We start from the raw sequence: 12,721 nt of genomic DNA, 5'->3' as shown, positions 1-12,721 counted from the left end.
CCGCTAGCCCCGAAGGACTCGCTCGACTTGCATGTATTAGGCACGCCGCCAGCGTTCGTCCTGAGCCAGGATCAAACTCTCCAATAAGGTTGAGTCGCTTCTTCGATTTCTCTTCACGAGTTGGAGAGATTGATCCAGAGGATCAAACTAACCATCTTCAAAGCTTCTCATTATTTTAGAGCTGATTGCTCAAACGTACTGACTTGTAAAATTCCGCAGCTTGCGCCAACGAAATTTCTTTTATGGTCCGTTTCATTTGTTCAGTTTTCAAGGAACTTTGTTGTCGCCGTCATGGTTCATAAGCCTTATTTACTGGCTCATTTTTTTGGCGAATCATGTCGTGACAAGAACTTATAATATCAGGTTTCAAAATGAAATGCAACTCTTTTCTTAAATTATTTTTCGGATTCGTTCCAGGCCACCCACATTAGCCGTTACAACGCAGCAAAGATCAGGTTAAACTAGATGTTCGGCAAAAAGAGAAAAGCTTCTATACTACTAGACGAAGCCTTAGCGACAATACATGCCCCGGCGTATGAGGCAGCTTTTCTTGCGAGCAGAAAGGACTTAGCTTCGCTGAGAACTTACCCTTTCTTAAGGAAAAAACCATCCAGTAAAAGCGTCCGGACGGTCCTTGGTATGTAACCTTCGCGCGTTGAAGGGAATGGGGCCTTGCTCGAGCCGCTCGCTAGTGAGTTTTTAGGGTAACGTAACAGCTCGCCTTCGGATACGACCCATGAGCAGCTCTCACGCGATCAGATCCGGTTGGGCTTCGCTGACACGAATTATGAGCGGGCTAAATTACGCTAAATCACATAATAAGAGTCTCTGGCACCCTCTATATTCGACATATTGGGAGGACAGAGACGAATAGAGGTGGTTTGTACCCCTTATTTCAACCAACTAATGGGGGTATAACCCTTTTAGCGGATTTTAGAAGCTACAAACCGCTCTTATTCCGTGTCCAGGCGAGTGTTCGAACAAAATTAAGGGTACAAACCACTCTTATTCGGTTCTCTCTTCCCTCTGAGCGGGAGCACAAGGTCCAAGATGCTACGATGAACGTCCGGCATTGTGTCCATTTAAGAAAAAAATCTAACACAATGCATGCCCGGCGTAAGCGATAGCTTCTATTCGGTTATCCCTCAAGCAGCCGCTGCAGTTCTGCCTCGTCCTCGATTACAGGGATGCCTAGTTCTTTCGCTTTGGCCAGCTTACTGCCCGCACTCTCGCCGGCAATGACAAGATCGGTCTTCTTGGATACACTGCCGGTTACCTTGGCACCGAGCGCTTCAAGCTTTTTAGCGGCCTCGTCCCGCCCCATGCTGGTTAGCGTACCGGTGAGCACCACGGTTTTGCCGAACAGCGGATGCTCGGTATTGGCCGGCTGCGCCCGTTCCTCCGCTTGCGGCGTTACGCCTGCCGCCAGCATCCGCTCGATGCTGCGCACCATGACAGGGTCGGCAAAAAAGTTCACGATGCTCTCCGCAACGATGCCGCCGATATCCGGGATACCAGTTAACTCGTCGGCCGTAGCGGTCATCAGTCTATCGAGGCTGCCGTAATGCTCGGCCAGCGACTTCGTCGTCGTTTTGCCCGTATTGGGGATACCAAGCGCGAATAAAAACGAAGGAAGATCGCATGTCTTGCACTTCTCGATCGCTTCAAGCAGCTTCCTGGCCTTCTTGTCCCCGAATCGCTGCAGCTTGATCAGATCTTCGAATTGCAAATAAAACAAGTCGGACGGATCGCGCACCTCAAGCTCGTCATACAACTGCTGGGCCGTCATAATACTGAACGTCTCGATATCCATCGCATCGCGCGAGGCGAAATGCGTGATCCGGCCTATTAGTTGAGGCTTGCAGCCAAGCCGGTTCGGACAGAACAGATGAGCGCCCCGCTGCTCCAGTTCGGTGCTGCAAGATGGACATGCGGTAGGATAAACGACCTCCATTCCGTCCTGCTCCTCGGTCACTTTGCCGAGAATTTCCGGAATCACGTCATTGGAACGACGGATAAAGACAGGTGTTCCGAGTGCGAACTTCAAATTTTTGCGCTCGATGTCGCCTATGTTGTTAAGCGTACAGTTGGACACGGTAACGCCGGCGATATCTACCGGCTCGACGGCGGCGACAGGCGTCAGCTTGCCTGTCCTCCCTAATTCCCACGATACCGATTGCAGGATCGTCGTCGCTTCTTCGGCTTCGAATTTGAAAGCTACCGCCCAGCGTGGAAATTTATCGGTATAGCCGAACACTTCACGTGTACGCATATCGTTAATTTTGACTACCGCACCGTCAATCAAATAATCAAAATCATGCCGCACGGTCTCCAGCCTGCGCAGCTCCTCGGCGACGTCCTGAATCGAGTCGTAAAATTGGACGTACGGATTCACCTTAAAACGGTTATCCCTCAAAAATTGCACCATTTCACGGTGGTCCTTAAACCCGACTTCATCCGAATATCCGACATTATATATGAAAGCGTTCAGCTTTCTTTCGGCTGTCGCTTTCGGATTCAAGTTGCGGAGCGCGCCGGCTGCAGCGTTACGCGGATTTTTCAGAGTCTCCGCCGCAGTTTTGTTGTAGGCATCGAAGACCGACAAGAACATCATGCCTTCGCCCTGCACCTCAATAACTCCGTTCCTGTAAGGAATTTCAAGCGGGATGGAGCGAATCGTCTTCACTTGCGGAAGAATCCCTTCGCCAACGACCCCGTTGCCGCGCGTGGAAGCCTGAACGAGCTGACCTCCGTCATAAGTCAGATTCAACGAAAGTCCGTCGAACTTCAGCTCTACGACAAAGGAGGGCTCCGGCAGCGGATCTTCCGGATTACGGGTATTGTAATCGTTAATCAGCTTGAGCACCCGGGTATGCCAAGCCATCAGATCATCTACATTTTGCGCTTTATCCAGACTCCATAGTCTCGCCAGATGTTTGTGCGGCTGAAAGCCGTCCAGCAGCTCTCCGCCGACGCGCAAGGTCGGAGAGTTCGGCAGCGTGACGCCGGTCTCCCGCTCCAGCGCAACGAGCCGGTCGTACAGCTCGTCGTACTCCTTGTCGCTAATGATGGGCTGATCCAGCGTATAATACTGGTAATTGTGCTTGCCGATTTCATCGATCAAGCTCTTCATCGTTTCCATCGCATCTGCCACGATTCAACTTCATCCTCTCATAAACGGATTAAATAGTCCGCAATCCTGCACGCGATCCTGTCCGCACACTGCCGGCAGGACGGAAGTTTCGTGTCAGCCGTTTACAGCTTGGAGATCGGGGCGAATTTCGCGAGCAGCCGCTTCACCCCGACAGGAGCAGGAAAAGCGATCTGCAGCTCCGTATCGTCACCGCTTCCCTTTACAGCAACGATGACGCCGGTCCCCCACTTGCCATGGCTCACTTTATCACCGTTCGCATACGATGCCGCCGCGCCGCTTCCGGCAGCTCCGGCCTGGCGCTGCTGCACACCTGCAGCGGCTCTGCCGGCGACCGAAGGAGCTGCGCCGATCGAGCTTCCCGCCGGCGAACCGTATGCTCCCCTCGCAGGAGATCCGTATACCGACGTGCCGCCGCCGTATCCCCCGCTCCGGGAGCTGTAAGAGGACCCGCTGCCGCCAATGACGCCGTAACCTCCCGCATTCTCGACCAGCTCTGCGGGAATTTCTTTGAAAAACCGCGACGGCGCGTTCGCCGCCGTCTTCCCGAACAGCGTGCGCATCCGTGCGCAGGTCAAATAAAGCTTCTCCTCCGCACGCGTGATGCCTACATAAGCGAGCCGGCGCTCTTCCTCCAGCTCTTCGTTGTCCAGAAACGCACGGCTGTGCGGGAATACTCCTTCTTCCATGCCGATGATAAAGACGACCGGGAACTCCAGTCCTTTGGCACTGTGCATCGTCATCAGGATGATCGCGTCTTTGTCGCTGCCGTCGTCTTCCTTGTCCATCGTGTCGATGTCCGCGATTAAGGCCAGATCGGTCAGAAACGACACGAGCGATTTCTCTTCGCTTCGCTTCTCGAAATCAAGCGTAACGGACAGAAACTCGTCGATATTTTCTAATCGCGACTTCGATTCGATCGTATTTTCCCGCAGCAGCTCTTCACGGTAGCCGGTCAGCTCCAGCATCTTCTCGGTAAGCTCCGTAACGGACAAATAGTCGAGCATTGCGTTTAAATTGCGGATCAACCCGTAAAACTCGGCCAAGGTAGCTCGAAATCTCGCGCTTAATTCCAAGCTGTCCGTCTGCTCCAGCGCGGCAAAGATGGAAATTCCCCGCGCCGCCGCAGCTTCAGCCAGCTTGTCCAGCGTCGTATCGCCGATCCCGCGCTTCGGTACATTAATGATCCTTCTTAAACTAATATCGTCATCCGGATTCGAGATCAGACGCAGATAAGCCAGGATGTCCTTAATTTCTTTCCGGTCATAGAACTTGATGCCGCCTACGATCTGATACGGGATATCCGACTTGATCAAAATTTCCTCGATTACCCGAGACTGGGCATTGGTCCGGTACAGCACCGCGTGGTTCGAATACTTCTGGCCCTGCTTATAGTTTTTGACGATTTCCCCGGCTATAAAATAACCTTCCTCGTGCTCAGAGCCCGCTTCATACCGCTGCAGCTTGCTTCCGTCGCCTTTGTCCGTCCATAACCGCTTGGGCTTGCGTCCGGTATTGTTGTTAATGACGGCGTTGGCCGCATTCAGGATGTTGGAGGTGGAACGGTAATTTTGCTCTAGGTAGATCGTGCGGGCTTCCGGGTAGTCTTTCTCAAAATTCAAAATATTTGCAATGTCCGCTCCGCGCCAACGATAAATCGACTGGTCGCTGTCGCCGACGACGCATATATGATGATGCTTGTCCGCAAGCATCCTGCATAGCATATATTGAGCTCTGTTCGTATCCTGATACTCATCCACGTGGATGTATTGGAACTTGTTCTGGTAAAACTCCAGCACATCCGGAACTTGCTGAAACAGCTCGATCGTCTTCATGATCAGGTCGTCAAAATCGAGCGAATTGTTGGCCTTCAGCTTCTTCTGGTAAAGCGTGTATACTTTGGCGACCTGGCCTTGAAAGAAATCGCCGATTTTACGCTCGTACCGCTCTGGCGTGACCAGTTCGTTTTTAGCTGAACCGAGCTCCGCCTGGATTGCCTTCGGCTCGAACTTTTTGGCGTCGACGTTCAGTTCCTTCATACAAGTCTTTATAACCGACAGCTGGTCCGTGGAATCGAGAATCGAGAAATTGGATGAATATCCGATCCGCTCAATGTCCCGCCGTAAAATGCGCACGCACATGGAGTGAAACGTGGACACCCAAATGTCGGACGCCGAAGGTCCGGCGATTTTCCCGATTCTGTCCTGCATTTCCCGGGCTGCTTTATTCGTAAATGTGATGGCCAAAATGCTCCAGGGAGCCGCTTTCCGCGTAGCGATCAAATAAGCGATCCGGTGCGTCAAAACGCGCGTCTTGCCGCTACCCGCTCCCGCCATAATAAGTACGGGGCCGTTCAGCGCCTCGACCGCCTCCCGCTGCTCCTTATTCAGTTTGGCCACTGCCGCATGGATATCGATGCTTCCGTTCATTCCGGTCAACCTTTCTATTCTTGTGTCGCCCGAACCGTCTCCAGGGCACGATCCAGATTCTCGTATACGGCGTTCCCGACGATGATCGTATGAGCCGCTTCCGACGCCAGTCTCGCTTTGTCGGGGCCGTCGATGCCTCCCCCGTAAAACAGCCGGGTACGTTCGAGCTGTGCTGCAGCGCGCTTCACCAGATCCATATCGCCGAACATACCGCTGTATTCGACGTAAAATACGGGAAACCGGAACAGCTTCTCCGCGATTCTCGCATAAGCGACCACATCGTCCGCTTGCAGCTCTGTCCGGGCTTCCGTTACGCGGGCCGCACTGGAGCCGCTGTTCAAAATCACGTATCCCTCTGCTGCAATCTGATCCCACTGCATCATCGGACCGTATTCTTTCACCGCACGGTGATGCTGACCGACAACAAAATCCGGATTGCCCGCGTTCAGCACGACGGGGATCAAATACATATCGAATCCCGGAACGATCGCATCGTGATCGGATATTTCCAGCACACAAGGCACCTCGAACCGGCGAATCCGGGACAGCAAATCTACCGTATTATCAAACGTAACTCCCGTTGTGCCGCCAACCATAACGGCATCCGTACCCGACATGCATACCCGCTCGAGTGCCGAGTCGCTTATGTCCCGGTCCGGGTCCAGCTTGAAGACGTGCTTCCACCGTCCAATGTCGATGTTCAACCGTGTAACCCTCCGACTATCCGGGCGTTGTTCCCTTCAAAATAAAAACTAATCTCAGTCTATGTCAGCACTCCGGGGGTGTCAAATGGTTCATAGTGTCGTTTGCTTAGGCGTTTGCTTCCATCATACCAAAAGCGAATGTATGTTCGCAATGGTTTCCAATAAGGAAGCATTCCCTATAAAAAATAAAACCACGGAAGCTAAAGTTCCGTGGCTGATACCAACCTGCTTTATTTGTCGCTCTTCTCATACTGCGCCAGCTTGGCGCGAAGTTCCTCAATCTCTTTTTGGAGCGCCTTCTTCTCGACGTCCCGCATCATCTCGTCCAGATTGGGAGCCGGCTTCTGCGGAGCGGGACCGGCGGACGGCGGAGCTTCCGTCTGCGGCTGATAGCCGGTGCCGTAGCTGGGCGGCTTCGATCCGTATCCGCTCGAATAAGTGGAACTTCCGTACGGCTGATGTGTCGTTCCGCTGGAGCTGCCATAATACGAACCGCCGCGGTAGTGCGGATCCGAATGATAGGGTCCGGGGCCGTATTCCGGCCGGTTCGGATACCCGTATGTCGGATTATAAAACGGATCGAACGCCGGTTCCTTCGGAATGACGAGGCAGGCGATAAAATATATCGGGATCAGTGTGCCTCCGGTGAAGAAAGCCGTCACCAGCAAGACGACACGCAGCAGCGTAGAATCGACGTTAAGAAGTTCGGCCAGCCCGCCGCATAAACCGAACAACTTGCTGTCTCTACGGGACCGGTACAATTTTTTCATGTCGGACAACACCTTTGTATGGTATTGGCTCACCGCATACCGGACTTGGCAGCGATGCAACCTTATGCTTCTAGTATAGAAAATCGGACGCCCATCCAAAACGGACCGAAGATGGTATTCGGACTGGACTTAAGTCGGGGACGACCGACAGGTCTTCGTATCGGGCATACCCTTCCTTATGGTAATATAAAATGGTTGAAATGGACAGCGGAAGTTCCGCAAACGACGGAAAAGAAAAGAGGGAACTTACTAAATGAAGCAATACTTGCAGCTATGCGAAACGATATTAAACGAAGGCGTGCACAAGTCGGACCGGACCGGCACAGGCACAATCAGCCTATTCGGATACCAGATGAGATTTGATCTGCAGCAAGGTTTTCCGCTGCTGACTACGAAGAAGCTGCATCTTCGCTCGATCATTCACGAACTGCTGTGGTTTCTGCGCGGGGACACAAATGTTGGCTATCTGCACGAACACGGTGTATCTATATGGGACGAATGGGCTGATGAGAACGGCGATTTGGGGCCGGTGTACGGCAAGCAGTGGCGCTCATGGGCCAAGCCTGACGGCGGCGCGGTCGACCAGATTGCGATCGTGCTGGATCAAATCAAAAACAATCCCGATTCGCGCCGGATGATCGTCAGCGCGTGGAACGCCGCCGAGCTGGACCGGATGGCGCTGGCCCCCTGCCACTGTCTGTTCCAGTTTTATGTGGCGGACGGCAAGCTGTCGTGTCAGTTGTATCAGCGGAGCGCGGATGTTTTCCTGGGCGTTCCTTTTAATATCGCCTCTTATGCGCTGCTGACGCTGATGATGGCTCAAGTTACCGGACTGCAGCCGGGCCATTTTGTCCACACCTTGGGCGACGCGCATATTTATTCGAATCATATGGAGCAGATCCGTCTCCAAGTAACCCGCGAACCCCGGCCGCTGCCGGCGATGAAGCTGAACCCGGATGTCCGGTCGATCTTCGACTTCCGTTACGAAGATTTCGAGCTGATCGGCTATGATCCGCATCCGCGCATTAAAGGGGAGGTCGCGATATGAGCGGACAAGCGCCTGCTTCCGTCTCGATGATCGTCGCCATGGCGCAAGGCGGCGTAATCGGCAAAGATAACAAACTGCCTTGGCGGCTCCCGGCGGATCTTGCCTTTTTCAAAAGAACGACGATGGGCCATCCGGTGATAATGGGGCGTAAAACGTACGAATCGATCGGGAAGCCGCTGCCGGGCCGGTTGAATATTGTACTGACCCGGGATGCCTCCTATGCCGCCGACGGCTGTAGGGTCGTCCATACGCCGGAGGAGGCGTTTGAGGCCGCTGCCGGGCAAAGCCCGTTCGTCATCGGAGGCTCGGAGGTGTACGGCTTGTTTTTCCGCTACGCTGACCGGATCTACGTTACCTCGATCGAGGAACGATTCGAAGGGGACGCCTTTTTCCCCGAACTCGATCCCGATCAATGGGAAGTTACCTCGAGCGTGGCGGGCGAGGTCGATGAGAAAAACGCACACCCTCATACGTTTCTGACTTATGAGCGCAAGCTTGCCTGAGTAACACCAGCTGAAGGAGGGGAACCCGTGACCGGTGTATATAAAGCCGATTTAGTAGCCGCCTACAACCGTCACGCTGAAGAGCGGGACCAAGCGGGAACGGCCGAATGGAAAGTTCGCGAACGAGAGCATTTTCTGAAAACCCTTAGGAAGAACGATACCAGGACGTTGCTGGAGGTCGGCTCCGGACCGGGACGGGACGGTCTGTTTTTTGCATCCGCCGGGCTTGAAGTGGTCTGCACCGACCAGTCCCCGGAGATGGTACGGATTTGCCGGGAGAAAGGATTGCAGGCCGAGGTGCGAAGCTTTGACGACTTGGGCTTCCCGGATCAATCGTTCGACGCCGTATACGCCTTAAACTGCCTGCTGCATGTGCCGAAGGCGGGGCTCCCAGCCGCCTTGAAGGAGATTCGGCGGGTAATGAAGCCGGACGGGCTGCTTTACATGGGCGTGTATGGCGGGCGCGATTCGGAGGGGGTATGGGAGCAGGACTTTTATGAACCGAAACGGTTTTTCGCGATGTACACGGATGAGAACTTGCTGAAGGCAGTCAGCAGCTTGTTCCGGATCGTATATTTCGACACCGTGTCGCAAGGAGAGGGCAATCCTCATTTTCAATCGCTGATTCTTCAGCCAAGACAGTGAGCGGCAGCTTAATAAACCAGTTACACCGGTGCTTCTATGAACAATAGAACTCTTCCAACATGCACCGTTAACGCACAGAAGCGGCCGGATAACCGGACCGCTTTTTTCATCGTTGCAGAAACTCAAGGTTTGTAGTGTCGCAAGGCCTTAAAGCGTTGCTTTTAAAAAAAGTGATTGGTCATTCATCGTGGAGAAGGCTTCGTTTAGAAGCTTTTTTTCGCTAGCAAACGGCAACGTTCTCATTATACACCGCCAAATCCCACGCGAGCCGAAAGAGACTGCAGATCCGGAAGCGCAACATCCGGCCGCAAATGGAAAGGGAGCGGTTCCTCAGACGACGGAAGATTGGCCGCATCGTACAGCCAGATCGTTTTCACGCCCGCAGAACGGCCGCCCGCAATGTCCGTATGCAGATTATCACCGACCATCACGCATAATTCAGGGGATTTTACGCCGCAGTTTTCCATAGCAAGCTCGAACATATAAGGAGCCGGCTTGCCGAAATAATTGATTTTCCGGCCCGTCATCGCCTCAAGTGCGCTATACAGAGCTCCGGTCTCCGGTACCTTTTCGCCCCGGCTCCCCGGATGAAACAAATCCGGATTGGTTGCAAGCACCGGCGTACCCGCGTCTATTTCTTCCATAGCTGCCTGTAGCTTCGCGTAATCATAGGACGTATCCCGGCCAATCACGAGCGTATCGGCCCGTTCGTCGCTGTACAGCGGCACTAAACGATGCCCGGCCCGTTCCAACGCGCTATGCAGGGAACGGCTACCGATCACTTTAAGCGTCGTTCTGCCGTACAGCCTCATCAGGTGCAGCCCTATTTGCTCCGTAGCCGTCATAATTTGTTCAGACCCGGCCTTTAGGCCCATCCGGACTAAGCGGGCAGCCACCTGCGCACCTGTATCGGTAGAATTATTCGTTACGAAGCGAACCTGCTTCCCTTTATGGCTTAGCCATTCCAGCAGCGCCAAAGCCCCGTCCGCCAGCCGATCGCCGAAATAGATGCAGCCGTCCAGATCAAAAAATACCGCTTCCGCCTGAAGCAGCAGCTCCAGAGCTGCGGATACGCTTCGTTCGTCATCCTCCAAAATTAACATGACCTTCCGTCCCTTCTTCCCAGCATCAGCTTCTTTCCGTCCGCGTCCGGGATCACGATGCCGAACCAGCTGGCAACCGTCGGCGCTACATCCACAAGTCCGATGTCCGGCAAACGCACTCCCCGCTCGATCCCCGGGCCTGCCGCGACAAAGAATGCCTTCATCTCGTCCCGGTCCGCGAAATAACCGTGCATTCCGGTAAATTTGGACCGCTCTGCCGTTACCTCGCCGCCTTGATGCCCAAAGTTGACAAACCAGTCCAGATGCATGTCAAAAGCGAAGTCCGGCTTAAAACGGCTATGTTCGCCTCCTGCGGGGAGCCCCCATTTTTCAAAATCCGCATCGTCCTCCACCAGCAGCCGGACACCCTCCACGGACCGGAGCCGGGAACGAACCTGCTCCCGCAGCTTTTCCTTTTCCTCAGGATCTGGCTCCAGCAAATAAGCGTATCCGCTGCCGCCATTGGATACGGCCATCACCCTGCTCCGCTCCGGGCATGCCTCGTCAAACCAGCCTAACTGCTTAAACAGCACGTTCGGATAAAACGTCCGGGCTGCGTCGGCAAAGCCGTGATCGGACATGACGACCACATACGTCTCCTCCAGCCCGCCGGACGCCTCCAATTCCTGGAGCAGCTCCCCGATTCGCTCGTCTATATAGGTCAGAGACCAGTCCAGTTCCTCGGAATGCGTGCCATAATCATGCTGATAGCTGTCCGGAAGCAAATAATGGACAAGCAGCAAATGGGGTGAATGGCGCCAGATGAGATGCTTGGCGATTTCGGTCGTCAGCCAGTCCTGCATAGGACCGCGGGCATGATCTTTGCTCCATGATGCATACCTGTGCATAGGCAGACCCAATTCCACAAGCTCCCTCCATAAAGAAGCCGTGCTTCCCGCCTCCATCAATTCCTGCTCGTAACATTCCGGTATGACGAAATCGAGCCCTGTTGCGCCCCATGTTTTGGGCCAGCATAAGGCGGCTGTTGTGCCTCCGATTTGTTTCACCGCATCGTAAATCGTCAGACCATGAACGGACTCTTCCTTCGGGTACATCCGCTCTCCAAAGTGCTCCCCGACTTGGTTCGTCCCGCGGTCCACGACCCAATTGCCCAGAACGCCATGCTTGCGGGGATAGGTGCCGCACACGAGGCTCGTATGAATGGCCCACGTAGCCGAAGGCGTAATGCTGTTTATCCCGGCTTCGACGCCGCGCTCGGCAAGCTTTTTCAGGTTCGGCATCGGTACGCCGCTCCGATTCCAGTTGTTATACCCCAACCCGTCTATGCTGATTACAAGAACGCGGGGCAGTTCGGCGTTCGCTTTGTTCATCATTGACACCTCTTCCTAGGGTCCGCTTGGCGCGCTCCGGCTCAGAGAAGCCGGCTACTCTTTCAGACCGCCCAGCGTCAATCCTTGAATAAAATATTTCTGCAGCATTAAAAACATCGCAATAACCGGCAAAGCGCCTACGGCCGCGCCTGTCATCAGCAGTTTGAAATTGGCCAGATTGGCGTCCTGCAGCGTTTTGAGGCCGGCGGTCAAAGTAAACCATTTAACATCGTTCAAGACGATGATCGGCCATAAGAACGAGTTCCACTGCGCCACAAAGGTGAAGATCCCAAGCGAAGCCATTGCCGGCATAGCCAACGGGACGACGACATGGATGAACGTCTTCCACTCGGACGCTCCGTCAATTTTGCTCGCTTCCAGCAGCTCGTTCGGCGTACTGACCAGAAACTGGCGCATCAGAAATACACCGAACGCTCCGGCCAGCCCAGGGAGGATCACCGCCCATAAAGTATCGTACAGCTGAAGGTTTTGCACGATCATAAACGTGGGAACGAGCGTAACCTGCTCGGGGATCATCATCGTGGCGAGAATGATCCAGAACACCGCCATCCGCCCCGGAAACTGCTTTTTAGCCAGTACGTAACCCGCCATCGTATCGAATAATATGCATCCGAGAGCGCCTATGATGGCAACAACGATCGTGTTGATCAGCCATCGGATAATTTCGGTGCTCTTAAATAAATATACATAGGACGAGAACGTCGAACGGACCACTTCCTGCATTTTCTCTTCGTGAAACTGTACCTGTTGCTCCTGACCCGCCTGCTCGGCTTCCCGCTTTTTTTGCCACTGCGAGAAGTACTCCACAACTCCGAACGGATACAGCTTGGGAGGATCGGATTCCACATACGATACGGGCTGCTCCATCTCTTCATTCTGGTAGGACGGCAGCTGAAAGGATGTGATGAAGATCCAGTACAGCGGCAGCAGAGATATGACCGCCATAACGAGCAGTAGCCCGTATACGATCCATTTTCCGAGACGATTGCGTGCGGTATAGGTCATGAGGGTCCTCC

At 53.9% G+C, this 12,721-nt stretch carries 10 protein-coding genes and 1 rRNA gene; 3 read left to right on the top strand and 8 right to left on the bottom strand.

Annotation, left to right across the window (positions count from 1 at the left end; genetic code table 11):
- From IDH45_RS17060 to IDH45_RS17040, 5 genes are all read right to left on the bottom strand, one after another.
- Nucleotides 1–87 (bottom strand): 16S ribosomal RNA (locus tag IDH45_RS17060); the annotation flags it as partial.
- Nucleotides 88–1,138: 1,051 nt separating this feature from the next.
- Complete coding sequence (gene ligA / locus IDH45_RS17055; RefSeq protein ID WP_190929338.1) at nt 1,139–3,142, bottom strand: NAD-dependent DNA ligase LigA; 2,004 nt, start codon at nt 3,140–3,142, stop codon at nt 1,139–1,141.
- 113 nt (nt 3,143–3,255) lie between these two features.
- Nucleotides 3,256–5,580, bottom strand: coding sequence for a DNA helicase PcrA (pcrA, locus tag IDH45_RS17050; protein ID WP_190929325.1), 2,325 nt, complete (start codon nt 5,578–5,580; stop codon nt 3,256–3,258).
- A 14-nt stretch (nt 5,581–5,594) separates the two neighbouring features.
- On the bottom strand, nt 5,595–6,284 hold the full coding sequence (locus IDH45_RS17045; protein WP_190929324.1) for a heptaprenylglyceryl phosphate synthase: 690 nt from the start codon (nt 6,282–6,284) through the stop codon (nt 5,595–5,597).
- Between the two features lie 230 nt (nt 6,285–6,514).
- A complete protein-coding gene (locus IDH45_RS17040; protein ID WP_190929323.1) occupies nt 6,515–7,054 on the bottom strand; it encodes a PspC domain-containing protein in 540 nt (179 codons plus the stop codon).
- A 253-nt stretch (nt 7,055–7,307) separates the two neighbouring features.
- Between IDH45_RS17040 and IDH45_RS17035 the strand changes: the two genes are divergently transcribed.
- Genes IDH45_RS17035 through IDH45_RS17025 form a run of 3 tightly spaced genes read left to right on the top strand, consistent with a single transcriptional unit; the run spans nt 7,308 to nt 9,250 of the window.
- Entirely contained in the window at nt 7,308–8,102 is a 795-nt protein-coding gene (locus tag IDH45_RS17035; RefSeq protein WP_190929322.1) for a thymidylate synthase, read from the top strand.
- Entirely contained in the window at nt 8,099–8,605 is a 507-nt protein-coding gene (locus IDH45_RS17030; RefSeq protein ID WP_223836725.1) for a dihydrofolate reductase, read from the top strand. Before IDH45_RS17035 ends, IDH45_RS17030 begins: the two co-directional genes overlap by 4 nt.
- A gap of 27 nt (nt 8,606–8,632) precedes the next feature.
- Nucleotides 8,633–9,250 (top strand): class I SAM-dependent methyltransferase, encoded by a 618-nt coding sequence (locus IDH45_RS17025; RefSeq protein WP_190929321.1) that lies wholly within the window; start codon nt 8,633–8,635, stop codon nt 9,248–9,250.
- 242 nt (nt 9,251–9,492) lie between these two features.
- Here IDH45_RS17025 and IDH45_RS17020 read toward each other — a convergent pair whose 3' ends face one another.
- From IDH45_RS17020 to IDH45_RS17010, 3 genes are read right to left on the bottom strand one after another with little or no spacing between them, the layout of a single operon-like run.
- The gene (locus IDH45_RS17020) at nt 9,493–10,353 is read right to left on the bottom strand and encodes an HAD-IIA family hydrolase (protein ID WP_190929320.1); all 861 of its coding nucleotides are present in this window, start codon (nt 10,351–10,353) and stop codon (nt 9,493–9,495) included.
- Nucleotides 10,347–11,684, bottom strand: a complete 1,338-nt coding sequence (locus IDH45_RS17015; protein WP_190929319.1) for an alkaline phosphatase family protein — start codon at nt 11,682–11,684, stop codon at nt 10,347–10,349. Before IDH45_RS17015 ends, IDH45_RS17020 begins: the two co-directional genes overlap by 7 nt.
- A gap of 54 nt (nt 11,685–11,738) precedes the next feature.
- On the bottom strand, nt 11,739–12,710 hold the full coding sequence (locus IDH45_RS17010; RefSeq protein WP_190929318.1) for a carbohydrate ABC transporter permease: 972 nt from the start codon (nt 12,708–12,710) through the stop codon (nt 11,739–11,741).
- Nucleotides 12,711–12,721: the final 11 nt, after the last annotated feature.

Source organism: Paenibacillus oceani, from assembly GCF_014705615.1.
Taxonomy (GTDB): domain Bacteria; phylum Bacillota; class Bacilli; order Paenibacillales; family NBRC-103111; genus Paenibacillus_AB; species Paenibacillus_AB oceani.
The sequence above is the reverse complement of the archived record's forward strand: the minus strand, read 5'-3'. Positions and strand labels throughout refer to the sequence as shown.